The 24,646-nt window shown below is 59.2% G+C and carries 24 protein-coding genes; 16 read left to right on the forward strand and 8 right to left on the reverse strand.

Annotation, left to right across the window (positions count from 1 at the left end):
• Positions 1 to 298 precede the first annotated feature (298 nt).
• On the reverse strand, positions 299 to 1,792 hold the full coding sequence (locus tag H7698_RS11805) for a CoA-acylating methylmalonate-semialdehyde dehydrogenase (RefSeq protein WP_162440117.1): 1,494 nt from the start codon (positions 1,790 to 1,792) through the stop codon (positions 299 to 301).
• Positions 1,793 to 1,862: 70 nt separating this feature from the next.
• Positions 1,863 to 3,212 (reverse strand): aspartate aminotransferase family protein, encoded by a 1,350-nt coding sequence (locus tag H7698_RS11810; protein ID WP_194691487.1) that lies wholly within the window; start codon positions 3,210 to 3,212, stop codon positions 1,863 to 1,865.
• A 141-nt stretch (positions 3,213 to 3,353) separates the two neighbouring features.
• On the opposite strand from H7698_RS11810, the gene H7698_RS11815 reads away from it, so the two are divergent.
• The 7 genes from H7698_RS11815 to H7698_RS11845 all read left to right on the forward strand — a co-directional run bounded on the left by H7698_RS11815 (position 3,354) and on the right by H7698_RS11845 (position 11,284).
• The gene (locus tag H7698_RS11815) at positions 3,354 to 4,274 is read left to right on the forward strand and encodes a LysR family transcriptional regulator (protein ID WP_162440115.1); all 921 of its coding nucleotides are present in this window, start codon (positions 3,354 to 3,356) and stop codon (positions 4,272 to 4,274) included.
• Positions 4,275 to 4,399: 125 nt separating this feature from the next.
• Positions 4,400 to 5,794, forward strand: coding sequence for a uracil-xanthine permease family protein (locus H7698_RS11820; protein WP_194691488.1), 1,395 nt, complete (start codon positions 4,400 to 4,402; stop codon positions 5,792 to 5,794).
• Positions 5,795 to 5,881: 87 nt separating this feature from the next.
• On the forward strand, positions 5,882 to 6,532 hold the full coding sequence (locus H7698_RS11825; RefSeq protein ID WP_162440113.1) for a TetR/AcrR family transcriptional regulator: 651 nt from the start codon (positions 5,882 to 5,884) through the stop codon (positions 6,530 to 6,532).
• Between the two features lie 7 nt (positions 6,533 to 6,539).
• Positions 6,540 to 7,121 (forward strand): IMPACT family protein, encoded by a 582-nt coding sequence (locus tag H7698_RS11830; RefSeq protein ID WP_194691489.1) that lies wholly within the window; start codon positions 6,540 to 6,542, stop codon positions 7,119 to 7,121.
• Positions 7,122 to 7,674: 553 nt separating this feature from the next.
• A complete protein-coding gene (locus H7698_RS11835; protein WP_194691490.1) occupies positions 7,675 to 9,240 on the forward strand; it encodes an ABC transporter ATP-binding protein in 1,566 nt (521 codons plus the stop codon).
• A gap of 11 nt (positions 9,241 to 9,251) precedes the next feature.
• On the forward strand, positions 9,252 to 10,358 hold the full coding sequence (locus tag H7698_RS11840) for an ABC transporter permease (protein ID WP_194691491.1): 1,107 nt from the start codon (positions 9,252 to 9,254) through the stop codon (positions 10,356 to 10,358).
• Positions 10,358 to 11,284 carry an ABC transporter permease gene (locus H7698_RS11845; protein WP_162440109.1) on the forward strand — a complete coding sequence of 309 codons (927 nt, stop codon included), beginning with the start codon at positions 10,358 to 10,360 and terminating at the stop codon, positions 11,282 to 11,284. The genes H7698_RS11840 and H7698_RS11845 overlap by 1 nt, the downstream gene beginning before the upstream one ends.
• Here the strand turns inward: H7698_RS11845 and H7698_RS11850 are convergent.
• Positions 11,281 to 11,697 carry a hypothetical protein gene (locus H7698_RS11850; RefSeq protein WP_194691492.1) on the reverse strand — a complete coding sequence of 139 codons (417 nt, stop codon included), beginning with the start codon at positions 11,695 to 11,697 and terminating at the stop codon, positions 11,281 to 11,283. The two genes, H7698_RS11845 and H7698_RS11850, sit on opposite strands and share 4 nt — an antisense overlap.
• An 83-nt stretch (positions 11,698 to 11,780) precedes the next feature.
• Between H7698_RS11850 and H7698_RS11855 the strand changes: the two genes are divergently transcribed.
• The 3 genes from H7698_RS11855 to H7698_RS11865 all read left to right on the forward strand — a co-directional run bounded on the left by H7698_RS11855 (position 11,781) and on the right by H7698_RS11865 (position 14,465).
• Complete coding sequence (locus tag H7698_RS11855; protein WP_194691859.1) at positions 11,781 to 12,146, forward strand: MerR family transcriptional regulator; 366 nt, start codon at positions 11,781 to 11,783, stop codon at positions 12,144 to 12,146.
• A 22-nt stretch (positions 12,147 to 12,168) separates the two neighbouring features.
• On the forward strand, positions 12,169 to 12,855 hold the full coding sequence (locus tag H7698_RS11860) for an SDR family oxidoreductase (protein WP_194691493.1): 687 nt from the start codon (positions 12,169 to 12,171) through the stop codon (positions 12,853 to 12,855).
• Positions 12,856 to 13,106: 251 nt separating this feature from the next.
• Complete coding sequence (locus H7698_RS11865; protein WP_162440106.1) at positions 13,107 to 14,465, forward strand: 8-oxoguanine deaminase; 1,359 nt, start codon at positions 13,107 to 13,109, stop codon at positions 14,463 to 14,465.
• A 97-nt stretch (positions 14,466 to 14,562) separates the two neighbouring features.
• On the opposite strand, the gene H7698_RS11870 is transcribed toward H7698_RS11865, so the two are convergent.
• Positions 14,563 to 15,654 (reverse strand): calcium:proton antiporter, encoded by a 1,092-nt coding sequence (locus H7698_RS11870; protein ID WP_162440105.1) that lies wholly within the window; start codon positions 15,652 to 15,654, stop codon positions 14,563 to 14,565.
• Positions 15,655 to 15,951: 297 nt separating this feature from the next.
• Here H7698_RS11870 and H7698_RS11875 point away from each other — a divergent pair, with 297 nt between their 5' ends.
• From H7698_RS11875 to H7698_RS11885, 3 genes are all read left to right on the forward strand, one after another.
• Positions 15,952 to 17,034 (forward strand): BMP family ABC transporter substrate-binding protein, encoded by a 1,083-nt coding sequence (locus H7698_RS11875; RefSeq protein ID WP_194691494.1) that lies wholly within the window; start codon positions 15,952 to 15,954, stop codon positions 17,032 to 17,034.
• 130 nt (positions 17,035 to 17,164) lie between these two features.
• Entirely contained in the window at positions 17,165 to 18,130 is a 966-nt protein-coding gene (locus H7698_RS11880) for a 2-oxoglutarate and iron-dependent oxygenase domain-containing protein (RefSeq protein ID WP_194691495.1), read from the forward strand.
• An 82-nt stretch (positions 18,131 to 18,212) separates the two neighbouring features.
• Positions 18,213 to 19,166 carry an adenosine deaminase gene (locus tag H7698_RS11885; protein ID WP_194691496.1) on the forward strand — a complete coding sequence of 318 codons (954 nt, stop codon included), beginning with the start codon at positions 18,213 to 18,215 and terminating at the stop codon, positions 19,164 to 19,166.
• Positions 19,167 to 19,393: 227 nt separating this feature from the next.
• On the opposite strand, the gene H7698_RS11890 is transcribed toward H7698_RS11885, so the two are convergent.
• Together H7698_RS11890 and H7698_RS11895 are read right to left on the reverse strand one after the other, a co-directional pair.
• Entirely contained in the window at positions 19,394 to 20,128 is a 735-nt protein-coding gene (locus tag H7698_RS11890; RefSeq protein ID WP_162440101.1) for an ArsR/SmtB family transcription factor, read from the reverse strand.
• A gap of 233 nt (positions 20,129 to 20,361) precedes the next feature.
• Positions 20,362 to 21,291, reverse strand: coding sequence for a LysR family transcriptional regulator (locus H7698_RS11895; protein ID WP_162440100.1), 930 nt, complete (start codon positions 21,289 to 21,291; stop codon positions 20,362 to 20,364).
• Between the two features lie 116 nt (positions 21,292 to 21,407).
• Between H7698_RS11895 and H7698_RS11900 the strand changes: the two genes are divergently transcribed.
• The 3 genes from H7698_RS11900 (at position 21,408) to H7698_RS11910 (ending at position 23,092) form a co-directional block, all read left to right on the forward strand.
• Positions 21,408 to 21,701, forward strand: coding sequence for a putative quinol monooxygenase (locus H7698_RS11900; protein WP_194691497.1), 294 nt, complete (start codon positions 21,408 to 21,410; stop codon positions 21,699 to 21,701).
• Between the two features lie 35 nt (positions 21,702 to 21,736).
• Positions 21,737 to 22,750, forward strand: coding sequence for a zinc-binding alcohol dehydrogenase family protein (locus tag H7698_RS11905; protein WP_194691498.1), 1,014 nt, complete (start codon positions 21,737 to 21,739; stop codon positions 22,748 to 22,750).
• A gap of 168 nt (positions 22,751 to 22,918) precedes the next feature.
• Positions 22,919 to 23,092 carry a hypothetical protein gene (locus tag H7698_RS11910; RefSeq protein WP_194691499.1) on the forward strand — a complete coding sequence of 58 codons (174 nt, stop codon included), beginning with the start codon at positions 22,919 to 22,921 and terminating at the stop codon, positions 23,090 to 23,092.
• Positions 23,093 to 23,100: 8 nt separating this feature from the next.
• On the opposite strand, the gene H7698_RS11915 is transcribed toward H7698_RS11910, so the two are convergent.
• Positions 23,101 to 24,297, reverse strand: a complete 1,197-nt coding sequence (locus H7698_RS11915; RefSeq protein WP_162440097.1) for a multidrug effflux MFS transporter — start codon at positions 24,295 to 24,297, stop codon at positions 23,101 to 23,103.
• A gap of 95 nt (positions 24,298 to 24,392) precedes the next feature.
• Positions 24,393 to 24,590: a heavy-metal-associated domain-containing protein gene (locus H7698_RS11920; protein WP_194691500.1), complete on the reverse strand. Its 198-nt coding sequence runs from the start codon at positions 24,588 to 24,590 to the stop codon at positions 24,393 to 24,395.
• Between the last annotated feature and the right edge of the window lie 56 nt (positions 24,591 to 24,646).

Raw genomic sequence — 24,646 nt, forward strand, 5'->3', positions numbered from 1 at the left:
CACTTGCGCTTTCGATCTCTCGTTAGCGGGAGGCGAATTCTACAGCGTTACTCGCTGCTGTCAACACCTCTTTTTCAACTCCTTTCGCGCTTCGATGACCTGAAGCAACTCACTGCCGAAAACCGCGCAACTCTTTGTTTACCAAGGAGTTTTCCGTTTCGACTGCGCCGGAAGTGGGGCGAATTATAGACATCCTGAATCTGCCGTCAACCTCTAATTTCATAAATCTGTCACAAAGGTCAAAAAAGCCCCGAAAACAAGAAGGCCGCCTATTAAAGGCGGCCTTATTCCCTTCTACTTACAAGCTAGGAAATGCGAACTGCGAAGCTTCATGACTCGCACGTTGCGGCCAGCGCTGCGTAATGGCCTTGCGACGGGTATAGAAGCGCACCCCATCCGGACCATAAGCGTGCAGGTCACCAAACAACGAACGCTTCCAGCCACCAAAGCTGTGATACGCAACCGGAACTGGCAGCGGCACGTTGACGCCGACCATACCGACTTCGATCTCATCGCAGAACAACCGCGCCGCTTCCCCATCACGGGTGAAGATGCAGGTGCCGTTGCCATACTCGTGATCATTGATCAGCTGCATTGCCTCTTCCAGGCTGTTGACGCGGACGACACACAGCACTGGCCCAAAGATCTCTTCTTTATAGATACGCATCTCTGGCGTGACGTTGTCGAACAGGCAGCCACCCAGGAAGAACCCTTCTTCATGGCCTGCCACACTCAGGCCGCGACCATCGACCACCAGCGTGGCGCCGGCAGCAACGCCGTCATCCACATAACCGCCGACTTTGTCCCGCGCCTGCCCCGTGACCAGCGGCCCCATGTCCAGACCGCAAGAAGTACCTGCACCGATTTTCAGTGCCTTGATCTGCGGTACCAGCTTGGCCACCAGTGCATCTGCTACCTGATCGCCCACACACACGGCCACCGAGATCGCCATGCAACGCTCGCCACAGGAACCGTAGGCAGCGCCCATCAACGCGCTGACCGCGTTATCCAGATCCGCATCCGGCATCAATACCGCGTGATTCTTTGCGCCGCCCAGTGCCTGTACGCGCTTGCCGCGCTTGGTGCCCTCGGCATAGATGTACTCGGCAATCGGCGTCGAACCGACAAAGCTCAGCGCCTTGACTTCCGGCGCTTCGATCAGCGCGTCCACTGCCGACTTGTCGCCATGCACCACGCTCATCACACCTTTTGGCAGACCGGCTTCTAGCAGCAACTGCGCGATCAGCAATGTGGAGCTCGGATCACGCTCGGACGGCTTGAGGATGAAGCAGTTACCGCAGACGATCGCCAACGGATACATCCAGAGCGGCACCATCGCCGGGAAGTTGAAGGGCGTAATACCCGCGACCACACCAAGCGGTTGGAAATCCGACCACGCATCAATGTTCGGGCCGACGTTACGGCTGTACTCGCCCTTGAGGATTTCCGGAGCGGCACAGGCGAACTCGACGTTCTCGATACCGCGCTTCAGTTCACCTGCCGCGTCTTCAAGTGTCTTGCCGTGCTCTTCGCTGATCAGCTGGGAAATACGCGCTTCGTTCTGTTCCAGCAATTGCTTGAAGCGAAACATCACTTGGGCACGTTTCGCCGGTGGCGTATTGCGCCAGGCCGGGAATGCAGCCTTGGCAGCGTCGATCGCCTGTTGAATGGTTTCGCGGCTGGCCAATGGCACTTTATGAATGGGCTGACCGGTCGACGGGTTGAACACGTCAGCAGTGCGACCGTTGTCGGTCACCAGCTCACCATTGATCAAATGCGGGATAAGGCTCATGCGGGGCTCCTGAAAATTGTCCACAAGCGCCCTGCTCAGGGCGCCCTCTATATATAGATAGCGTTTGGAATCAGTCGATCTTGTTCAGCACTTCGCCGACCGCATCGAACAAACGATCAAGGTCCTGCGGTTTGCTATTGAATGTTGGGCCGAACTGCAAAGTGTCGCCGCCAAAGCGTACGTAGAACCCTGCCTTCCACAATGCCATGCCCGCTTCGAACGGACGCACGATGGCATCTCCGTCACGCGCAGCGATCTGGATCGCACCGGCCAGGCCGTAGTTGCGAATGTCGATAACGTTCTTCGACCCCTTCAGACCGTGTAGCGCATTTTCGAAATGCGGCGCCACTTCGGCCACGCTCTGCACCAGGTTTTCTTTCTGCAGCAGATCGAGTGCCGCCAGGCCAGCGGCACAGGCCACCGGGTGTGCGGAATACGTGTAGCCGTGCGGAAACTCGACCGCGTACTCAGGCGTCGCCTGATTCATGAAGGTCTGGTAGATCTCGGAACTGGCAATCACCGCACCCATCGGGATCGCGCCGTTGGTGACTTGCTTGGCGATGCACATCAGATCCGGGGTCACGCCGAAGCTGTCAGCACCAAACATGGAACCGGTGCGACCGAAACCGGTGATCACTTCATCGAACACCAGAAGAATATTGTGCTGATCGCAGATCTCGCGGAGGCGCTTGAGGTAACCCTCTGGCGGAACCAGCACACCAGCGGAACCGGCCATCGGCTCCACAAACACTGCAGCGATGTTAGAAGCGTCATGCAGTTCGATCAGCTTCAACAGCTCATCCGCCAGAGCGATACCGCCCTCTTTCGGCATACCACGGGAATAGGCATTGCTCGCCAGCAGCGTGTGCGGCAGATGATCGACATCCATCATCGCCTGACCAAACATTTTGCGGTTGCCGTTCACACCGCCAAGGCTGGTACCGGCGATGTTCACACCGTGATAACCACGCGCACGGCCGATCATCTTCGTCTTGGTGGCCTGGCCTTTCAGGCGCCAGTAAGCGCGAACCATCTTCACGGCCGTATCCGCACACTCGGAACCCGAGTCCGTAAAGAACACGTGATTCAGATTGCCCGGCGTCAGATCAGTGATCTTTTCAGCCAGCTGGAACGACAGCGGGTGGCCGTACTGAAAGCCCGGCGAGTAATCGAGGGTGCCCAGTTGCTTGGCGACGGCTTCCTGGATCTCCTTGCGGGTGTGCCCTGCGCCGCATGTCCACAGACCGGACAATGAGTCATACACCTTGCGGCCCTTGTCGTCAGTCAGCCAACTGCCCTCAGCGGCAACGATCAGTCGCGGATCACGCTGGAAGTTACGGTTGGCGGTGTAAGGCATCCAGTGAGCATCGAGCTTCAACTGGCTGGCCAGGGAAGACTGAGCGTTTTCAGGCATGTTCATGAGCAAAACCTCGCAGGGCAATAAGCGGCATAGAGATCAAAAAGCGTTCTTGCAGCTAAATTGCCACGAGGATAAAGTCTGTGAAATCCAACTTTTCTAACCTTCAGTCTGACCCAGACTAAACTTTGAGTAATTAACAGCATGAGCACTCGCCGCCCCGATCCTCTGGCGCAAGTCAGCGACTTTGATATCCGACTGCTGAGGATTTTTCGTAGCGTGGTGGAGTGCGGCGGCTTCTCTGCCGCGGAGTCAGTGCTGGGCATCGGCCGTTCAGCCATCAGCCAGCAAATGAGCGACCTGGAACAGCGCCTCGGACTGCGCCTGTGCCAACGCGGTCGTGCAGGCTTTTCCCTGACCGAAGAAGGTCGGGAGGTCTATCAATCCGCGTTGCAGCTATTAAGTGCACTGGAAAGTTTTCGCACCGAGGTCAACGGCCTGCATCAGCACCTGCGCGGCGAATTGACCATCGGGCTGACCGACAACCTCGTCACCCTCCCCCACATGCGCATTACCCACGCCCTTGCACAACTGAAGGAACGTGGCCCCGACGTGCAGATCCAGATCCGCATGATCGCGCCCAACGAAGTCGAACAAGGTGTACTCGACGGTCGTCTGCATGTCGGCGTGGTGCCCCAAGCCAGCGCACTGTCGGGACTGGAATATCAGCCGCTCTACAGCGAGCGCTCCCTGCTGTATTGCGCGGTCGGCCACCCATTGTTTTACGTCGACGACAAACAACTGGACGACGAACGCCTCAATAGCCAGGACGCCATCGCCCCCACCTTCCGTTTACCCGCCGACATCCAGGCCCATTACCAGGCGCTTAACTGCACCGCCAGCGCATCCGACCGTGAAGGCATGGCCTTCCTGATCCTGACCGGGCGCTACATCGGCTATCTGCCAGACCACTACGCTGCCCTGTGGGTGCAACAAGGCCGGTTGCGAGCATTGAAGCCCAAAGCACGCTTCTATGACCTGAGTCTCGCATCGGTCACACGCAAGGGCCGCCGCCCCCATTTAGTGCTCGAAAGCTTTCTGGAAAGCCTGGCCGCAACGAGATGAAAAATCACCAGAGTGTCGTAATCAAAGGGCTACAGGCCTTACAACGCAAAATATCTTGAGCACTTGGACAGCTTTTTGCAGGGCATGAGTACCGTCATTCCCGCTTAAAAAGAAGACCAACACCCATGCAGCCAGAATCCTCAAGCCCTAGCGATTTGATCTATGGCCTCAACGACCGTCCGAAGCCACTCGCCGCTATCCTCGCCGCGCTGCAACACGTGCTCGCCAGTTTTGTCGGCATCATTACCCCGCCGCTGGTCATCGGTTCAACGCTGGGACTCACCGCCCACTTGCCCTACCTGATCAGCATGGCGTTGATGGTTTCGGGGGTAGGGACCTTCATTCAGGCACGCAGGCCGTTTGGCATCGGGGCCGGCATGATCTGCTTGCAAGGCACCAGCTTTGCGTTCCTGGGCGCTGTGTTGTCGGCAGGATTTCTGGTCAAACAGCGCGGTGGCAGCCCGGAAGATATCCTGGCGATGATTTTCGGGGTGTGCTTCTTTGGCGCCGTGGTGCAGATAGTCCTGAGCCGCTTCATCGGCCAATTGCGCCGGGTAATCACGCCATTGGTGACCGGGATCGTGATTACGCTGATCGGCATCAGCCTCATCAAGGTCGGCATCACCGATCTGGGTGGCGGTTTCAACGCCGCGGACTTCGGGGCGCCGGGCAATCTCGCCCTTGGCGTATTCGTGCTGTTGACGATCATTTTGCTCAACCGTTCGAACACCCCCTGGATCCGACTCTCTGCCATTATCATCGGCCTGGTACTTGGCAGCCTGGCTGCCTGGTTCAGCGGAAAACTGGTGCCACAGCCATTGCCTGACGTGCCGCTGATCAGTCTCCCAATCCCATTCAAGTTCGGCTTCAACTTCGACTGGAGCGCGTTCCTGCCAGTCGCACTTATCTACCTGATCAGCACCATCGAAACCGTCGGCGACCTGACAGCCAATTGCATGCTCGCGCGCCAGCCCATCACGGGGCCTTCCTATATCAATCGGCTGAAGGGAGGCGTGCTCGGTGACGGCGTCAGTTGCGTCATCGCCGCCACGTTCAGCGCGTTCCCCAACACCACGTTCGCGCAGAACAACGGTGTGATTCAGCTCACCGGCGTGGCCAGCCGTTACGTCGGGTTATACATCGGTGCAGTGCTGTTCTGTCTCGGGTTGTTTCCCCTGATAGGCGCGGTGCTGCAGCAAATCCCCAAACCGGTGCTCGGCGGTGCAACGCTGGTGATGTTTGGCAGCGTCGCGGCCGCCGGCGTACGTATCCTTGCCCAGGCACCGCTGGACCGACGCAGCATGTTGATCATTGCCACGTCCTTCGGAGTGGGCTTGGGCATCGCGGCGCAACCCAACCTTTTGCACCTGATGCCCAAGCTCGTACAGAACCTGTTCGATTCGGCGATCACAAGCGGAGGTCTGACCGCGATTCTGATGTGCCTTATGCTCCCTGAAACCAAAACAAGCCCGGCTGCAGTCAATCAGGCACTGAACGCCGAGCCGACCGAGCAGGTGTAGCGCTTTTATCGTGACAGGACTTGTCTGATACACGTGGGTGCGCTATCAACGCACTGGTTGCACCCACCTATCAGTTCGGAAGTGCCTATGACCTTTGAAGTCCCAGCCCACGGCGGAAAACCCGCCAGCCGCATTCGTCAAAAGAACGAAGAGACCATCATCAAAGCCGCTGAAGACGAATTCGCGCGTCACGGTTTCAAAGGCACCAGCATGAACACCATCGCCCTGAATGCCGGATTGCCAAAAGCGAACCTGCATTACTACTTCACCAATAAGCTTGGTTTGTACGTCGCGGTGCTGAGCAACATCATCGAACTGTGGGATAGCACCTTCAACACCCTGACAGCCGAGGATGATCCCGCCGAGGCGCTGACGCGGTACATTCGCGCGAAGATGGAATTCTCGCGACGTCAGCCGCAGGCCTCGCGGATCTTCGCGATGGAAGTCATCAGTGGTGGCGAATGCCTGACCGAGTACTTCAATCAGGACTACCGTGCCTGGTTCCAGGGCCGTGCCGCGGTGTTCCAGGCGTGGATCGATGCAGGCAAAATGGACCCCGTCGACCCGGTCAATCTGATCTTTCTCCTGTGGGGCAGCACCCAGCATTACGCTGACTTCGCCACGCAGATCTGCCGCGTTAGCGGGCGCTCCAAGTTGACCAAGCAGGACATGGAAGACGCCGGCAACAACCTGATCCGCATCATCCTCAAGGGCTGCGGCCTCACGCCCACTATTTAAGACACCTATGCCTTTTACCCTCAGCGGTTTTTGCGAATACCGCGAAGAGATTCGCAAAAGTCGCTTCATCACCTTCGCCGCACCGATCGGCAGCCCGGCTGAAGCCCAGGCATTCATCGAGCAGCACAGCGACTTGAATGCCACGCACAACTGCTGGGCGTGGAAGCTTGGCGATCAATACCGCAGCACCGATGACGGCGAACCGGGTGGCACAGCAGGTCGTCCGATTTTGGCGGCCATCGACGCACAGGACTGTGATCAGGTCGTGGTGTTGGTGATTCGCTGGTACGGCGGGATTCAACTCGGCACCGGCGGCCTCGCACGGGCGTATGGCGGCGGGGCAAACAAATGCCTGCAAAACGCACCGAAAGTCGAGTTGATCAGCCGGGTACCTCTGAGTTGTGCCTGTGGGTTCGCCGAGCTGCCATTGGTGAAACTTCGTGTAGCAGAGCTGGGAGGCCTGGTGACCGAAGAGACATTCACCGCTAATGGCGTAGAGCTGCAATTGGCGGTGGGTGAAGCCCAGATTGATACCCTTCAAACGCTGCTGGCAGATCTCAGTCGCGGGCGCATTTTGTTGCAACGTTAAGACGCTCAGAGAAGCGCAGCCTGCGATCTTTTAGAGCATCGCCCAATCCTCATGCTCCTAACACTTGCCCACATCTACTGTGCATCCGGCTGTGGATAACCTGAGCACACTCGGCTGTAACCCTTCTGTCATGCGGCTTTGCGGGCTTTGTACATTTTTTGCCCAATCTGCCATGAAAACAAACAAATCAATTTAAAAACAATCAGTTAGCGTCGTATATCGCCGTTAGAAGAAAGCCGGTCAGTGCTTATGCCCGTCGCGGGAGCTTGCGCACAAATACTGTGGAGCAATCTGTGGATAACCCGTTTATGCCTGTCGCTGCCCCATATCCTGCATGGCTTGCGGCGCGCTGCTCGTTTTTTGACCAGCCAAACCAGGGCTAAAACAGGGCTTGCTCAATTGTGCCGCCCTCAAGTAGTGCCGGACCAATACACAATCTCGCTCGAAGTACCGTCCTCAAGACCTCTACCCTGAGTGTTTTCGACTTTTCCTGACTCAATGGCCAGGAAATTGCTTTATCCACAGGCACAACTCCAATCGACCCGAGCCTGTCATGCCCAACCCCGTGCCGATCCCCGACCCAACACCCCGCCTGCAGATGCGCAAAATCTCCAAGCGTTATCCCGGTTGCCTGGCCAACGACGCCATCGACCTCAGCATCGATCCGGGCGAAATCCACGCCCTGCTCGGCGAGAATGGTGCGGGCAAAAGTACTCTGATGAAGATTATTTATGGCGTCACCCAGGCCGATTCGGGAGAGATCATCTGGCAAGGGCAGCGCGTGAACATGCGCAATCCTGGCCAGGCCCGGAGTTTGGGAATCGGTATGGTGTTCCAGCATTTTTCGTTGTTTGAAACCCTGACCGTGGCACAAAACATTGCCCTGGCCATGGGCGGCGCGGCCGGTACGCCGAAACAGCTCGAACCCAAAATCCGTGAAGTATCCCAGCGCTATGGCATGGCGCTGGAACCCGAGCGACTTGTCCACAGCCTGTCCATCGGGGAACGGCAACGGGTGGAGATCATTCGCTGCCTGATGCAGGACATCCGCCTGCTGATTCTCGATGAACCGACTTCGGTGCTAACACCTCAAGAGGCCGACGATTTGTTCGTCACTTTGCGGCGCCTGGCGTCGGAAGGCTGCAGCATTCTGTTTATCAGCCACAAGCTCAGTGAAGTGCGCGCGTTGTGCCACAGCGCCACGGTGTTACGCGGCGGTCGAGTGGCCGGACATTGCGTGCCGACCGAATGCTCCGATCAGCAACTGGCGCGGTTAATGGTCGGAGAAACCGCCGAGCTGATCACCGATTACCCAAAGGCTATGGGCGGTGATGTCTTTCTCAACGTGAAGGGGGTGTCCTGGCACAATCCGGACCCGTTTGGTTGCTCGCTCAAGGCCATCCATCTTGAAGTGCGCGGCGGTGAAATCGTCGGTATCGCCGGTGTCGCCGGCAATGGCCAGGATGAGTTGCTCGCGTTGCTCAGTGGTGAGCAACGGCTGCACCACAACGACGCCGACAGGATCTGTTTCGGCGGCCAACCCGTGGCCCATCTGCGACCCGATGCGCGACGCAAACTCGGTCTGGCCTTCGTTCCCGCCGAGCGTCTGGGCCACGGTGCGGTGCCGGAACTCAGCCTGGCCGACAACGCGCTGCTGACCGCCTTCCAACACGGTCTGGTAAGCAACGGCCTGATCCAACGCAGCAAGGTCGAAGCCTTGGCCGAAGAGATCATCCACCGCTTCGGAGTGAAAACTCCCGACACCCAAGCACCGGCGCGCAGCTTGTCCGGCGGCAACCTGCAGAAATTCATTCTCGGCCGGGAAATCCTTCAACAACCGAAACTGCTGATCGCCGCGCACCCGACCTGGGGCGTGGACGTCGGCGCCGCCGCCACCATTCATCGAGCGCTGATTGCCTTGCGCGATGGCGGTGCGGCGATCTTGGTGATCTCCGAAGACCTCGACGAACTGTTCCAGATCAGCGACCGGCTGGGTGCCTTGTGCAGCGGCCAAATGTCGACGCTCAAGGCCACCGCCGACACCCGACTGATCGATGTCGGTCGCTGGATGGCCGGTCAGTTCGATGCCCCTCAATCACCCGCATCCGCAACGGTTTAACGGAGTCACACATGCTGCTTTCTCTAGAACCCCGCGGTCAGCAATCACGCCTGATGCTGTGGTGCTCGCCCTTACTGGCGGCCATCCTGACGCTGGGCTGTGGCTCATTGTTATTCATTGCGCTCGGGCACGACCCATTGCTGACATTGCACACTTTGCTGATCGCGCCCATCAGCGATCTGTATGGCGTTTGCGAACTGTTGGTCAAGGCGCTGCCAATTCTGCTCTGCGCCTTGGGCCTGGCGGTGGCGTATCAGGCGCGGATCTGGAACATCGGTGCCGAAGGCCAACTGCTGCTCGGCGCGCTGGCGGGCAGTGCATTGGCGGTGAACATCATCGACCTGCAAAGCCGCTGGGCATTGGTGTTTATCCTGCTCACCGGAACCCTGGCCGGCGCGGCGTGGGCCGGGCTGACGGCGTGGCTGCGCACGCGTTTCAACGCCAACGAAATCCTCACCAGCATCATGCTCAATTACATCGCCCTAAACCTGCTGCTGTTCTGCGTACATGGGCCGCTGAAAGACCCCGCCGGGTTCAACTTCCCGGAGTCGGCCATGTTCGGCGACGCCAGCCGTTTGCCCTTGTTGATGGAGGACGGGCGAGTCCACGCCGGCGTGTATTTCGCGCTGCTCGCACTGGTCGCGGTGTGGGTGCTGCTGCAAAAAAGCTTCGTCGGGTTCCAGATCAAAGTGCTCGGGCTGGACAAGCGTGCTGCCGGATTTGTCGGTTTCCGCGAGAAGCGGCTGATCTGGCTGGCGCTGTTGATCAGCGGCGGTTTGGCAGGGCTCGCCGGCGTCTGTGAAGTCACCGGCCCGATCGGCCAATTGGTGCCGCAGGTCTCCCCCGGTTATGGCTACGCCGCGATCACCGTGGCGTTTCTCGGGCGCTTGAATCCGATCGGCATTCTGTTTTCCAGCCTGCTCATGGCCTTGCTGTACATCGGCGGCGAGAGCGCGCAGATGAGCATGAACCTGCCTCAAGCCATCACCCAATTGTTCCAGGGCATGATGCTGTTTTTCCTGCTGGCCAGTGACGTGCTGATCCTCTACCGACCGCGCTTGAACCTGCGCTGGGCCCGCCGCGCACCCACTACCGTCGTACAAGCAGGAGCGCTGTGATGGATATCGATCTGCTGAGCAATATTTTCTACGCCATGGTCCGTTGCGGTACGCCGCTGCTGTTGGTGGCATTGGGCGAACTCATCTGCGAGAAGAGCGGCGTCCTCAACCTGGGCCAGGAAGGCATGATGCTGTTTGGCGCGGTGATTGGTTTTATCGTCGCGCTGAACAGCGGCAACCTGTGGCTCGGCGTGTTGCTGGCGATGCTTGCCGGGATGCTGTTGTCGTCGCTGTTTGCCGTGGTCGCGCTGGTGTTCAACGCCAATCAGGTGGCTACCGGGTTGGCGCTGACGATCTTTGGCGTGGGCCTGTCGACCTTCGTCGGTGCTGCCTGGGTAGGTAAGCCCCTGGCCGGCTTTGAACCGATCGCGATTCCCTACCTGAGTGAAATCCCGCTGATCGGGCGGATGCTGTTTGCCCAGGATCTGCTGGTTTATCTGTCGTTCGTGCTGTTTGCGCTGGTGGCGTGGGTGATCGTGAAAAGCCGCGTCGGGTTGATCATTCAAGCCGTTGGGGAAAATCCGGATGCCGCCAGCGCCATGGGGTTGCCGGTGCTGGGTGTGCGGACCCTGGCGGTAGTGTTCGGCGGTGCGATGGCGGGATTGGCCGGGGCTTACTTGTCCCTGGCCTACACGCCGATGTGGGCCGAAAACATGAGCGCCGGACGTGGCTGGATTGCTTTGGCGCTCGTGGTTTTCGCCAGCTGGCGGGTCTGGCGTTTGCTGCTCGGGGCTTACCTGTTCGGGCTCGCCAGCATCCTGCATCTGGTGGCGCAGGGGTTGGGGCTGGCGATCCCGTCGAGCCTGCTGGCGATGCTGCCCTACGTCGCGACCATTGTGGTGCTGGTGCTGCTATCGCGGGATGCGGTGCGTACTCGGTTGTACGCGCCGATGTCGTTGGGGCAACCGTGGCAGGCCGGGCATTAGGGAGACCGAGTCGAACTCATCGTCGGAACCGGCAACACCTGAGCCACGCCCCACGCCAACTCAAAGACCAGAAAAACCACTAACAACGCAGTGGCGCCATGGAGCAAGGCATACAACTGCCAGGCAGCAAACAGGAATCTGCCAACAGCGTCATACCGTCCATACACCTGCTGCGGATCACGAATCCGCAGCACCGCCCACACGCAGACAATCGACCCCAGCAGATTCGCCATCAGCATGTGCATCGGCTCGAACGCCGGCAGCTCCCCGGGCAGATCAAACGCTGCACTCAAACCCGACAACACCCCATGCAATGCAGCAAAACTCCACGGCGTGGCAAACGCGGCGGTCACGATCAGGTCATACCAGGCGCTGCCCCGCACCAATCGAGTGTATTGCGATGAAGTCCACATCAGCCTTGCTCCATAAATTCAGGGAGCAACAAGGCTAAAGCCTGGAGTATGCTCCAGGGTCAAGCCCCTCTCGAGACGTCATGATGCGCATCGGTGAATTAGCCCAGGCCAGCGCGGTCAGTCGTGACACGCTGCGCTTCTACGAGCAGCGTGGATTGATCGCCGCGCAACGCAGCGCCAACGGCTACCGCGATTACCCCGCGGACATGGTGCAACTGGTGCTCTACATCAAGACGGCCCAACGGCTGGGCTTCACCCTCGGCGAAATCGGCAACAGCGTCGCCGCGTTGTGGCAGTCCCCCGACCCGGACAGCGCCGTCACACAACTGCTGCAAGACAAGCTCAAGCTGATCGAAGCCCGCATGACCGAACTCGGCGCGTTGCGTCACGAGTTACAGCAACGACTCGGGCAACAATGTCCGTTGCAACAGCCTCCGTTAAATCCGTGATCCCCATTCAAAGGAAACCCTTATGACTTCGGCAAAAACCGCACTCATCATCGGCGCCTCACGGGGCCTGGGACTGGGCCTGGTGAAAACCTTGCTGTCCGATGGCTGGCAAGTCACCGCCACCGTCCGCAATCCACAGAACGCCCAGGCACTGCAAGCCTTGGGTGACGTGCGCATCGAAAAACTCGACATGGACGATCAGCAGGCCGTCATCGCCCTCAGTCAACAGCTCAAGGGCGATGTGTTTGATCTGTTGTTCGTCAATGCCGGGGTCAAGGGTCCGGATGTTCAGACGCCGGGCGGCGCGACATTGGCCGAAGTCGGCCAGTTGTTTTTCACCAATGCCGTGGCACCCATCAATCTGGCTCAGCGTTTCGCCGGGCAGATTCGTGCGGACAGTGGCGTGCTGGCGTTCATGAGCTCAGTGCTGGGCAGCGTGACCATGCCTGACTCGCCGGACCTGGCGTTGTACAAAGCCAGTAAGGCGGCACTGAACTCCATGACCAACAGCTTTGTGACGCAATTGGGCGATCAGAAACTCACTGTGCTGTCGCTGCATCCAGGTTGGGTCAAGACCGACATGGGCGGCCAAGGCGCTGATATCGATGTAGAAACCAGTACGCGCGGGCTGATCGATCAAGTGAACGCCTACAGCGGCAAGGGCGGGCATCACTTCGTCAATTACAAAGGCGAAACCATTCCCTGGTAAGTCGCTTCCTATACCTGTGGGAGCTGAGCTTGCTCGCGATGCGGTACCTCGGTCGAAATCATGACGACTGACACACACCCATCGCGAACAAACTTGGCGCCCAGTTGTTCAACGTCTGGTCGGGACGGGCTTGCCCACAACAGCGTTTTATCCGAAACTCCGCACCTCGCCCCCGCGGCGAACCTGGATCAGCAGACAGGGCAACACTGAGCTGGCAACCCTGAACCCAATTTTCAGAGGAGCCGGCCAACATGCCTGCGACCCGTACCTGGTTAAAAAACCCCCTTGCCATTTTCACAGCCAACGACCTCGATGCCCGTGGCGGTCTGGTGGTGCAAGACGGCGTCATCGTCGAAGTGCTCGGCGCTGGCCAGCAACCTTCCGCGCCCTGTGAGCAGGTCTTCGATGCTCGCGAGCATGTGATCCTGCCGGGCCTGATCAACACCCACCACCACTTCTATCAAACCCTGACCCGTGCCTGGGCACCGGTGGTTAATCAGCCGCTGTTTCCGTGGTTGAAAACCCTCTACCCGGTCTGGGCTCGCCTCACGCCGGAAAAGCTCGCCCTCGCCAGCAAAGTCGCGCTGGCCGAACTGCTGCTGTCTGGCTGCACGACCGCAGCCGATCACCATTACCTGTTTCCGGAAGGGCTGGAAAACGCGATCGACGTGCAAGTCGAGAGTGTTCGCGAACTGGGCATGCGCGCCATGCTGACCCGCGGTTCCATGAGCCTCGGTGAAAAGGACGGTGGCCTGCCGCCGCAACAGACCGTGCAGCAAGGCGAAGTCATTCTCGACGACAGCCAGCGCCTGATCGCCGCCTACCACGAACGTGGCAACGGCGCGCAAATCCAGATCGCCCTGGCGCCCTGCTCGCCGTTTTCGGTAACCCCGGAAATCATGTCCGCCAGCGCTGAACTGGCGAACAAGCTCGATGTGCGCTTGCACACTCACCTGGCCGAAACCCTCGACGAAGAAGATTTCTGCCTGCAGCGCTTCGGCCTGCGCACCGTGGATTACCTGGACAGCGTCGGCTGGCTCGGCCCGCGCACCTGGCTGGCCCACGGCATTCACTTCAACCCCGATGAAATCGCCCGCCTCGGCGCTGCCGGCACCGGTATCTGCCATTGCCCAAGCTCGAACATGCGCCTGGCTTCCGGCATTTGCCCGACCCTGGACCTGACCGCAGCCGGCGCATTGCTCGGTTTGGGTGTGGATGGTTCTGCGTCAAACGATGCCTCGAACATGATGCTCGAAACCCGTCAGGCGCTGTACATTCAGCGGCTGCGTTATGGCGCTGAGAAGATCACGCCGGAACTGGTTCTGGGCTGGGCAACCAAAGGGTCGGCCAGTTTGCTGGGCCGCACCGACATCGGTGAGCTGGCAGTCGGAAAACAGGCCGATCTGGCGCTGTTCAAGCTGGATGAGCTGCGCTTCTCCGGCAGCCATGACCCGGTTTCAGCGTTGCTGCTGTGCGGCGCGGACCGTGCGGATCGGGTGATGATCGCCGGCAAGTGGCGCGTGATAGACGGGCAGGTCGAGGGGCTGGATCTGAAAGGCTTGATCGCCGATCACAGCCAGGCGGCCCGGCAGCTGATTGCTGGCACCTGACCTGAAGCCATCGCGGGCAAGCCTTGCTCCCACAGGCTTTGCACAGGTCCTGAGAACGGCGTTTGACCTGTGGGAGCGGGGCTTGCCCGCGATGCTTTTAAAGCCCCAACAGCGACAACATGATGAACGTCGCAAACAGCACAAAGTGCGTCATCCCTTCGATGGCATTGGTTTCGCCATCGTTGAGGTTGATCGCGCTGACGATCAAGGTCAGGAAAATCATCACGGTCTGCACCGGTGTCATCGCCATCTGAAAGGGCTGCCCGGTATAGAGTGCCATCGCTTCCATCACCGGAACGGTCAGGATGACTGTCGACAGCGACGCGCCCATGGCGATGTTGACCACTGACTGCATGCGATTGGCCAAGGCCGCGCGCAACGCCGTCAAAATCTCCGGCGCCGCGGAAATCGCCGCCACCAGAATCGCCGTGATCACCGGCGGTGCTCCCGTCCCTTCCAGCCCCAGATCGAGCGTCTTGGACATCACCTCCGCCAGCGCGCCAATCACCACCACGCCGAATACCAATGTGCCGATGGAAGTGGTCAGGCTGACCGGTGCCGGTTCAGTCTCTACCGGCTCTTTGCGGCGACGCTTTTCCGGGTAGCTGTAGCTGAAAAAATAACTGTGCGGCCCGACCTGCATGCGCAGGAACAGCGCATACAGCACGACCATCGCACCGATGGTGAAACCCGAATAAATTTTCCAGTTCGCCTCGGGAATGAACTCCGGCACCACCATCGACACGCCCATGGCGGTAAGAATCATCACGCTATAGCTGCGCGCCGAATCGTCGTTGTAGGACTGCTCACCATGCTTGAGGCCACCCATCAGCGCCGCCAGGCCGAGGATGCCGTTGATGTCGAGCATCACCGCCGAATAAATCGTATCGCGCACCAAAGTCGCCGAGGCTTCGTTTCTCATCATGATGGCCAGGATCACCACTTCCACCAGCACTGCGGCCAGCGTGAGGATCATCGTGCCGTAAGGGTCGCCCACCTTTTCCGCGAGCAGTTCGGCGTGATGGGCGACGCGCATGGAAGCAGCGACGATGAACGCGATCAGCACCAGACCACCGATCAACGCCACGACCTGGCCGCTGTGCAGTAACCAGTGCTCCAGCGGATAAGCGATGAACGCGGCGATCAGGGCCAGCAGCAGAAACTTTTCTTGCTTGAGGAGTGTGAGCATTGCGGGCCTTTTACCGAGTGAAGCGAAACCAGAGTGATGAGCTACTGACTGCGGCACGGCGCTAACGTTTCGTTACACCTTAGCGCACCAGTGGATGGCGGCAGTGTCAGGCTCTGCACTTTTATTGGCCAATCGCCCCCCTTCGCGGGCACGCCCGCTCCCACAGGATTTGCGCAGGTCATGTGGGAGCGGGCTTGCCCGCGATAGCCGTTACGCGGTCTTTAGCCATTTGTTGTCTTATTGGTCAGCAATTTGCATTGCACTCGTCAACCTCAAAATAAAATGGAGTTCGAGTTCATGCATAAACGTCCGTTGAAGAAACTGATGTGCGCCGTTGCCGCAGCCATCGGTCTGAGCACCAGCCTGACCGCCGCTGCCGTCGAGCCGCTGAAAGTCGGTTTCGTCTATATCGGTCCGATCGGTGACCACGGCTGGACGTATCAGCATGAACAGGGGCGCAAGGCGCTGGCCGAAAAGTTCGGTAACCAGATCACCACCAACTACGTGGAAAACGTCCCCGAAGGCGCCGACGCCGAGCGGGTGATCCGCAACATGGCCAAGGACAAGTACGACCTGATCTTCAGTACCTCTTTCGGCTACATGAACCCGACCCTGAAAGTCGCGAAGCAATTTCCCAAGGTGACCTTCGAACACGCCACGGGGTACAAGCAGGACAAGAACCTCGGCACCTACCTGGCGCGTACCTATGAAGGGCGTTACGTCGGCGGCTTCCTCGCCGCCAAGATGACCAAAAGCAAAAAAATCGGCTACGTCGCGTCCTTCCCGATCCCGGAAGTGATCCGCGACATCAACGCCATCCAGCTGGCCCTGAACAAGTACAACCCCGGCACGGAAATCAAGGTGGTGTGGGTCAACTCATGGTTCGATCCGGGCAAGGAAGCCGACGCCGCCAACGCCCTGATCGATCAGGGCGTCGACGTGGTGTTCCAGCACACCGACAGCCCGGCGCCGATCCAGGCCGCTGAGCGACGCGGTGTATATGCCGTCGGCTACGCTTCGGACATGGCGCACTTCGGACCGAAAGCGGTGCTGACTTCCATCGTCAATGACTGGGGACCGCACTACATCCAGGCGACCCAAAGCGTGCTCGATCATTCATGGAAATCGCAGGATTACTGGGGCGGCTTGAAGGAAGGCACGGTTGAGCTACCAATCAGCGACCTGGTGCCTGCAGCGGTGAAGGCCGAAGCCGAGCAGATCATTGCCGACATCAAGAGCGGCGCCTTCCACCCCTTCACCGGGCCGATCAAGGACCAGGCTGGCGCGGAGAAAATCCCGTCCGGCGTGACAGCGACCAATGCCGAGCTGGCTTCAATGAACTACTACGTCGAAGGCATGAAGGCCGACATTCCGAAGTAATTCCTGCACGACACACAATCCCCTGTGGGAGAGCCTGCTCGCGATACCGGCATCTCAGTAGACATCAGTGCTGCCTGACACACGCAGGCTCACTCCCACATTGGATCTTCAGCGTTCTTAAGGACTGCGCATGAATCAGCTTCCCATCATCGACATCGCCCCGCTCTACACCGACGATCAATCCGCCTGGCAATCCGTCGCCAGCCAAATCGACCACGCCTGCCGCGAATGGGGTTTTTTCTACATCAAGGGCCACCCGATCAGCCCATCGCGAATAGAAGCCGTGCTCGATAGCGCCAAACAGTTCTTCACCCTCCCCACTACCGAAAAACTGCAGATCGACATCACCCAGACCCGCCACCACCGCGGCTACGGCGCCATCGCCACCGAGCAACTCGATCCAGGCAGACCCAGCGACCTCAAAGAAACCTTCGACATGGGCCTGCACCTGCCAGATGACCACCCTGACGTACTGGCAGAAAAACCCTTGCGCGGCCCTAACCGTCACCCCTCGATACCCGGCTGGGAACCTCTGCTGGAGCAACATTACCTCGACATGCAGGCGCTCGCCCAAACCCTGCTGCGGGCCATGACCCTGGCGCTGAACATCGAGCCCGACTTCTTCGACACCCGCTTCAATCAACCCGTCAGCGTACTGCGAATGATCCACTATCCGCCCCGCCACACCGCCAGTTCCGAGGAGCAACAAGGCGCCGGCGCACACACCGATTACGGCTGCATCACCTTGCTGTATCAGGATGCCGCCGGCGGGCTGCAAGTGCGCAACGTCAAGGGCCAGTGGATCGACGCACCGCCTATCGACGGCACGTTCGTGGTCAATCTCGGCGACATGATGGCGCGCTGGAGCAACGACCGTTACCTGTCCACGCCACATCGGGTGATCAGCCCGCTGGGTGTGGACCGTTACTCGATGCCATTCTTCGCCGAACCGCACCCGGACACGGTGATTGAATGCTTGCCCGGCTGCCAGGATGCGCAGCATCCCGCTAAATATCCGATCACCACGTGCGCCGAGTTCCTGCTGTCGCGCTTCGCTGACACCTACGCCTATCGCCGGGAGCCGGAAGGGGTGTGATGAACCGGCTGGTCAGGTTTTACCAATTGTTGCCGCGGGCATCTGTAGAATGCCCGGCATCTGCACCTGATGAGAAAAGACTATGTACGACTGGTTGAACGCCCTGCCCAAGGCAGAACTGCACCTGCACCTCGAGGGTTCGCTGGAACCTGAGCTGTTGTTCGCCCTGGCCGAGCGCAACAAGATCGCGCTGCCGTGGAGCGACGTTGAAACCCTGCGCAAGGCGTACGACTTCAACAACCTTCAAGAGTTTCTCGACCTGTATTACCAGGGCGCTGACGTGCTGCGCACCTCCCAGGATTTCTACGACCTGACCTGGGCGTACCTGTTGCGCTGCAAGGCGCAGAACGTGATCCACACCGAACCGTTCTTCGATCCACAGACCCACACCGACCGTGGCGTGCCATTCGAAGTGGTGCTCAACGGCATCGCCAGCGCACTGAAAGACGGCGAGCAACAGCTCGGTATTACCAGCGGTTTGATACTGAGTTTCCTGCGCCACCTGAGCGAAGAAGAAGCCGAAAAGACCCTCGACCAAGCACTGCCGTTCCGGGATGCGTTTGTGGCTGTCGGCCTGGACAGCTCGGAAATGGGTCACCCGCCAAGCAAGTTCCAGCGGGTATTCGACCGCGCCCGTCACGAGGGCTTCCTGACCGTGGCCCACGCCGGTGAAGAAGGTCCACCCGAGTACATTTGGGAAGCCCTCGACTTGCTGAAAATCCAGCGCATCGACCATGGCGTTCGCGCCATTGAAGATGAACGCCTGATGCAGCGGATCATTGACGAGCAGATTCCGCTGACTGTTTGCCCATTGTCGAATACCAAGCTTTGCGTGTTCGATCACATGTCTCAGCACAACATTCTGGACATGCTGGAGCGTGGGGTGAAAGTCACCGTGAATTCCGATGACCCGGCGTACTTTGGCGGCTATGTCACCGAGAACTTCCACGCGCTGTACACCGATCTGGGCATGACCCAGGATCAGGCCAAACGCCTGGCTCAGAACAGCCTGGATGCGCGGTTGGTAAAGCCATAAGCCTCACTACACGCCCTTTGTAGGCGTGAGCCTGCTCGCGATGAGGCCATTACATTCAACCTGTCAGTTGACTGATAATCCACCATCGCGAGCAGGCTCGCTCCTACAGGGTATGTGGTCAGTCGAGGACAACAGCCTCACTCAACGCCTCCAGTGTCTTCCCTCAAGTCTCCATCCCGAACACCCACACTGGTTTTCACCGCCCCGAACATCGCCGTGATCGCGGTTCAAACAGCCATTTCCAGCTCGGTTTCCCTCGCAAAACGATGGATTTCACGCTGTCCCGTTACCGTCACCAGCAACGCGGGTGAATCGTTCGGCAGGCTCAGCCATCCGGACTGCATGAACAGCTGCAACAACGCCGCACCCAGTGGACCGCCCATGTGCGGACGTCGCTCGCTCCAGTCAGGGCATGCGCAGGCGACTTTACCGTTGTGATGAGTCAGTGCCTGAATGTACACACCGCGCAAGGCCAGCTGTGTCGCGCCCTTGTGCGTGATGGACACTCGCTGATCGTGTTGCTCGATCCAGCCGGCATCCACGAGGCGCTGATACAAATCGGCGGCCAGGGTACCGCCCAAATGTTCCTCGCAAAGCCTTGCGCGCAACAATGGCGAAGGCACTGCCTGGGGTTTGGCCACAGGTACCGAGCGTTTGAAAACATCTGGAATGGGCTGAGGAGTGCTGGCCAGCGTGGCGCTGGCCAAAGCCTGGACCGCGGCGCCGACTTCCGGCGCTGCAAGACGGAAAAACCGCTTGCGTCCACGAACCTCGACTTTCAACAGACCTCCGGCAGACAACCGCCCCAAATGGGCATTGGCGGAAGAGGGCGACAGGCCGGCCAGAAGCGCCAGGTCTTCGGCCTGGCGTGCAGAACCGTCCATCAAGGCCCACATCATTGCGCTGCGCTTTGGGTCAGCCAGCAACGTGGCAATCTGGCTGATGCAAGGTGCATGTTCCATTTATTCACTCCCTGTTGAATCGTTTGTCGACTGCTCGCAGACATCTTGACCCTTATTGTTTTCTCGGCCAAGGCGTCGAAAACACCCTGCTCCGGGGCAACTTCGGCCACCCGCGTACGCCATGTCCGACAAAAGGGGGATGCAAGTATAAGCAGGTGGGACGCCACTTCCTGTCGTCCCTGAAACCCTGGGTGGTGATAGTTCCTGTGGGAAATTTCTCTATTTAGCTGCGACTAATGTTCACCTGCGGCAAAAGTCGGAAATTGCCCGCTCAACGTGCCGCATCGACTGGCAAGCATTTCTCGCAAAAGGTTCACGGGCTTACTCAGTTGTGCGCGATGAGCGCACAACAGGTTCAGCGGCGCACGCTCACAGGTCAACTCCGGCATCAGCAGCTTCAGACGACCGGCCAATACATCCGCCGCCACATCGAGCCAGGATTTATAGGCAATTCCCGCTCCCGCCACTGCCCACAGACGCACGACATCGGCATCATCGCTGAAACGATCACCACTGACCGTCAGCCCGACTTCGCGTCTGCCGTCATGAAAACTCCAGTGATCGTGAACCCGGCTGCCAAGCATGAAAAGCAGGCAATTGTGCTGAGCCAGTTGCTCGAGTTGACGAGGCTCGCCATGTCGGGCGAGGTAATCCGGCGCGGCGCACAGTACACGGCGGTTATGGGGGGCGATGGGCAGCGCCACCAGACTGGAGTCTTCCGGCTCGCCATAACGCAGGGCGATGTCCACCGGCTGGCGGAACAGGTCGGCGATACGGTCTCCCAACAACAAGCGCACCGTGAGCTTCGGATGTTCGCGCTGGAACTCGTCCAGCCAGGGCAGCAACAGGTTGCGGCCGAAGTCCGACGGTGCCGACAGCTGCAAAATGCCGCTGACCTGATCCTGGCCGCTGGCCAACAAACGCCGCCCCTCATCGAGATTGCTCAGGGCGGCACGGGCGTACTCGAGAAAACCTTCACCTTCGGCCGTCAGGCGCAAGCTGCGCGTCGAACGAGCCAGCAAGCGGGCACCCAGCTGCTGTTCGATCCGCTTCAAGGCCGCACTGGCCACCGCTGCCGACATGTCCATTACACGCGCCGCCGCCGAAAGGCTGCCCAGATCCGCCGCCCGGACGAACAACTGCAAGTCATCGAAACGCAGCATTTCTCCACCGATTATCAAAAAAATATTGAAAGAGACTGCTCTTTTAGCGGGTTTTATCTTGTGTAGAAATAGCCAATCATCTGCCTCATCGAAAACAGCCCGTCCCGGAGTCGACCATGTCCCAGCCCTTTACCGCCATCGCCACCCTCATCGCCAAAGCGGGTCAGCAGGACGCCCTCGAAAAGCATCTGCGTGCGTTGCTGGAACCGACCCGTGCCGAGGCGGGTTGCGGTCAATACGATCTGCACGTGGACCTCGCCAATCCGCAGGCCTTCTACATGATCGAAAAGTGGAGCAGCGACGAAGCGTTGCAGGCCCATGACGCCAGCAACCATATCCAGAATTTCCGCGCAACAGCCGGCGACCTGATCGAACACTTCGAACTCAAGCGCCTGGGTTTCGTGGCCTGAGTCCGTCTTTTATTACCCACTTTTTGGAGTTACCCATGAAAGCCATCGCCTACTACGCCTCACTGCCGATCACCGACGCCAAGTCCCTGCAAGACATCGAACTGCCAGAGCCCGTCGCCGGGCCGCGGGACCTGTTGGTGGAGGTCAAGGCCATCTCGGTCAATCCGGTGGACACCAAGGTCCGCCAGAACGTCCAGCCAGAAGAAGGCACGGCGAAAGTGCTGGGCTGGGACGTGGCAGGCGTGGTCAAGGCCGTCGGCAGTGAAGTGACCTTGTTCAAGGCCGGCGACAACGTGTTCTACGCAGGCTCCATTGCCCGCGCTGGCGGCAATAGCGAGCTGCACGTGGTGGACGAGCGGATCGTTGGCCATATGCCGACCACGTTGAGCTTCGCCGAATCAGCTGCCCTGCCGCTGACCGCCATCACTGCCTGGGAGTTGCTTTTTGAACGCCTGCAGGTACGCGAAGGCAAAACCGACGAAGGCCAGAGCCTGATGATCGTCGGCGCTGCCGGCGGTGTCGGTTCGATCCTCACGCAACTGGCCAGCCAACTGACCGGCTTGAAAGTGATCGGCACCGCCTCGCGCCCGGAAACTCAAAGCTGGGTGCGCGAGCTGGGGGCTGACCTGGTCATCGATCACAGTCAGCCGCTGAGCGAAGAGCTCAAGCGTGCAGGAGTCGAGCACGTCACCCACGTCGCGAGCCTGACCCAGACCGATGCTCATTTGGATCAATTGGTCGAAGCGCTGGCGCCACAGGGGAAACTGGCGTTGATCGACGATCCGAAAGCACTGGATGTGACCAAGCTCAAGCGCAAGAGCCTGTCGCTGCACTGGGAGTTCATGTACACCCGCTCGCTGTTCGAAACCGCGGACATGATCGAGCAGCACAAACTGCTCAACCGCATCGCTGAGCTGATCGACGCCGGAACATTGAAGACCACGGTCGGTGAGCACTTCGGCACCATCAACGCGGCCAACCTGCGCCGCGCTCACGAACTGCTGGAAAGCGGCAAGTCCAAAGGCAAGATCGTGCTGGAAGGGTTCTAAAAATATAATTCAAAACATTGCAGCCTTGTGTGGATACGGCCACAGGCTGCTCTGTTCTGAACGTTCAAACCGTCAGTCCGAAGCTTGACCTTCGTCACAATTGCGATCGTATTGAGGACTACAATCGAGTCCTCTGCGATGCAGTCTTTTACCGATAGGAGGTCAGCAATGAATATCCTGATAAAAGAAGTGGCCAAGTCCCAATGGCAAGTTCGTCTGGACCAGCACGCCGTGACATTCCGCAGCGAAGCTGAAGCGCTGGCCTTCACGCGCACACTTGAAGCACGTCTGCACGCCCCTCATCAATTTCCCCAGAACCAGCAGCAGCGCGCTGCTGGTTGAGTCCGGCCTCAGGCCTGAGCTTGCGCCAGCGCCCGGGCATTTTGCAGACGTCGGGTGAGCATTGCTGCACTCACCACCAGAATCCCGCACAAGCTGATGACCATGGCCATCGGCACGGCGGTGCCGTCGTACAAAATCCCCACCAGCGCTGCAGCCCCGGCGGCGACACTGAATTGCAGGCAACCGAGCAACGCTGACGCACTGCCAGCGCGAGCGCCCTGTCCATTCATCGCACACGCCGACGCGTTCGGGAGAATGCAGCCAAGGCTGGCGATGCAGATAAACAGCGGAATCAGTAGCGGCCACAAGTGCTCGGTGTGCAGCGAGCTGACGGCCAACAGCGCCAGTCCGGCAGCCAGGTAGACCCACACGGCTCGTACCAGCAGGAACGCCGGACCACGCTTGGCCAACAACCGGGCATTCACCTGCGCGACCAGAATGAACCCCGCCGCATTGGTACCGAACAGCCAGCCGAAATGTTCGGGCGGCACGCCATAGAGCTTGATGAACACAAACGGAGAACCGGCGATGTAGGCAAACATCCCGGCGATCGCGATACCGCCGGTCAAGGCGTGGCCGAGGAACACCGGGGCCATCAACAAACGACCGTACTGGCGTAATGCTCCCGACAACGGTTGCCGCGGCAGGTGAGCGGGCATGCTCTCCGGCAAGCCAAGCGCCACAGCCAATGCCGCCAGCGCACTGAAACCGGTGAGCACCAGGAATATCGACTGCCAGCCCGTGGTATTAACCAGCAATCCGCCCAGCATCGGCGCGAGAATCGGTGCCAGGCCCATCACCAGCATCAGCTGTGAAAAGACTTTTGCCGAGCCCACCGCATCGCATTTGTCGCTGACGATCGCCCGCGAAATCACCATCCCCGCGCACCCACCCAAGGCCTGGATAAAGCGCGCGCCCATCAGCCATTCAAGATTCGGTGCGAAGGCACAAGCCAACGAGGCAAGGGTAAACAGGACGACACCGCTCAACAAAGGAATACGGCGCCCAAACCGATCCGCTATCGGACCGTAGACAAGTTGACCAATAGACAAGCCAAGGAAGTAGGCCGCCAGCGTCAACTGCACATGCTGCTCATCGGTGCCGAAAGCCAAAGCCATCGCCGGGAAAGCAGGCAAGTAAAAATCGATCGCCAGCGGCCCGAAAGCGCTCAGGGCGCCAAGTATCAAAATGCTACGGAAATTCATCAGGCATCCAGTGGGACAAGAAAGCAACAGCCCCACAGTCTAGCTGCGCATGGACGCCTTGAACATTCCGATAGGTCGCTAACTAATAAAAAGCCTCAGGCGACTTTCACCTCATAGCCCTCTTCAGTGATCGCGGCGATCACCTGCTCGACTGACAACGCGCTCTCAACCCCGACTTCTTTTGCCGCAAGATCAATGCGCACGCTCGCTGCCGGATCCTTCGCTTGCAAGGCCTGGGTGATGGTTTTGACGCAGTGACCGCAGGACATGCCTTGAACGTTGAATACTTGCATGGGATGACTCCTGTAGATGAGGTTTGAAAGCAGTCTCAAGCTTGCCACCATGACAA

This window comes from Pseudomonas sp. p50(2008) (assembly GCF_015351605.1).
In the GTDB taxonomy this organism is placed as follows: Bacteria; Pseudomonadota; Gammaproteobacteria; order Pseudomonadales; family Pseudomonadaceae; genus Aquipseudomonas.

Coding starts and splice junctions, on each gene's coding strand:
- H7698_RS11805 (WP_162440117.1), bottom strand. CDS start 1,792: ATGAGCCTTATCCCGCATTTGATCAATGGTGAGCTGGTGACCGACAAC.
- H7698_RS11810 (WP_194691487.1), bottom strand. CDS start 3,212: ATGAACATGCCTGAAAACGCTCAGTCTTCCCTGGCCAGCCAGTTGAAG.
- H7698_RS11815 (WP_162440115.1), top strand. CDS start 3,354: ATGAGCACTCGCCGCCCCGATCCTCTGGCGCAAGTCAGCGACTTTGAT.
- H7698_RS11820 (WP_194691488.1), top strand. CDS start 4,400: ATGCAGCCAGAATCCTCAAGCCCTAGCGATTTGATCTATGGCCTCAAC.
- H7698_RS11825 (WP_162440113.1), top strand. CDS start 5,882: ATGACCTTTGAAGTCCCAGCCCACGGCGGAAAACCCGCCAGCCGCATT.
- H7698_RS11830 (WP_194691489.1), top strand. CDS start 6,540: ATGCCTTTTACCCTCAGCGGTTTTTGCGAATACCGCGAAGAGATTCGC.
- H7698_RS11835 (WP_194691490.1), top strand. CDS start 7,675: ATGCCCAACCCCGTGCCGATCCCCGACCCAACACCCCGCCTGCAGATG.
- H7698_RS11840 (WP_194691491.1), top strand. CDS start 9,252: ATGCTGCTTTCTCTAGAACCCCGCGGTCAGCAATCACGCCTGATGCTG.
- H7698_RS11845 (WP_162440109.1), top strand. CDS start 10,358: ATGGATATCGATCTGCTGAGCAATATTTTCTACGCCATGGTCCGTTGC.
- H7698_RS11850 (WP_194691492.1), bottom strand. CDS start 11,697: ATGTGGACTTCATCGCAATACACTCGATTGGTGCGGGGCAGCGCCTGG.
- H7698_RS11855 (WP_194691859.1), top strand. CDS start 11,781: ATGCGCATCGGTGAATTAGCCCAGGCCAGCGCGGTCAGTCGTGACACG.
- H7698_RS11860 (WP_194691493.1), top strand. CDS start 12,169: ATGACTTCGGCAAAAACCGCACTCATCATCGGCGCCTCACGGGGCCTG.
- H7698_RS11865 (WP_162440106.1), top strand. CDS start 13,107: ATGCCTGCGACCCGTACCTGGTTAAAAAACCCCCTTGCCATTTTCACA.
- H7698_RS11870 (WP_162440105.1), bottom strand. CDS start 15,654: ATGCTCACACTCCTCAAGCAAGAAAAGTTTCTGCTGCTGGCCCTGATC.
- H7698_RS11875 (WP_194691494.1), top strand. CDS start 15,952: ATGCATAAACGTCCGTTGAAGAAACTGATGTGCGCCGTTGCCGCAGCC.
- H7698_RS11880 (WP_194691495.1), top strand. CDS start 17,165: ATGAATCAGCTTCCCATCATCGACATCGCCCCGCTCTACACCGACGAT.
- H7698_RS11885 (WP_194691496.1), top strand. CDS start 18,213: ATGTACGACTGGTTGAACGCCCTGCCCAAGGCAGAACTGCACCTGCAC.
- H7698_RS11890 (WP_162440101.1), bottom strand. CDS start 20,128: ATGGAACATGCACCTTGCATCAGCCAGATTGCCACGTTGCTGGCTGAC.
- H7698_RS11895 (WP_162440100.1), bottom strand. CDS start 21,291: ATGCTGCGTTTCGATGACTTGCAGTTGTTCGTCCGGGCGGCGGATCTG.
- H7698_RS11900 (WP_194691497.1), top strand. CDS start 21,408: ATGTCCCAGCCCTTTACCGCCATCGCCACCCTCATCGCCAAAGCGGGT.
- H7698_RS11905 (WP_194691498.1), top strand. CDS start 21,737: ATGAAAGCCATCGCCTACTACGCCTCACTGCCGATCACCGACGCCAAG.
- H7698_RS11910 (WP_194691499.1), top strand. CDS start 22,919: ATGAATATCCTGATAAAAGAAGTGGCCAAGTCCCAATGGCAAGTTCGT.
- H7698_RS11915 (WP_162440097.1), bottom strand. CDS start 24,297: ATGAATTTCCGTAGCATTTTGATACTTGGCGCCCTGAGCGCTTTCGGG.
- H7698_RS11920 (WP_194691500.1), bottom strand. CDS start 24,590: ATGCAAGTATTCAACGTTCAAGGCATGTCCTGCGGTCACTGCGTCAAA.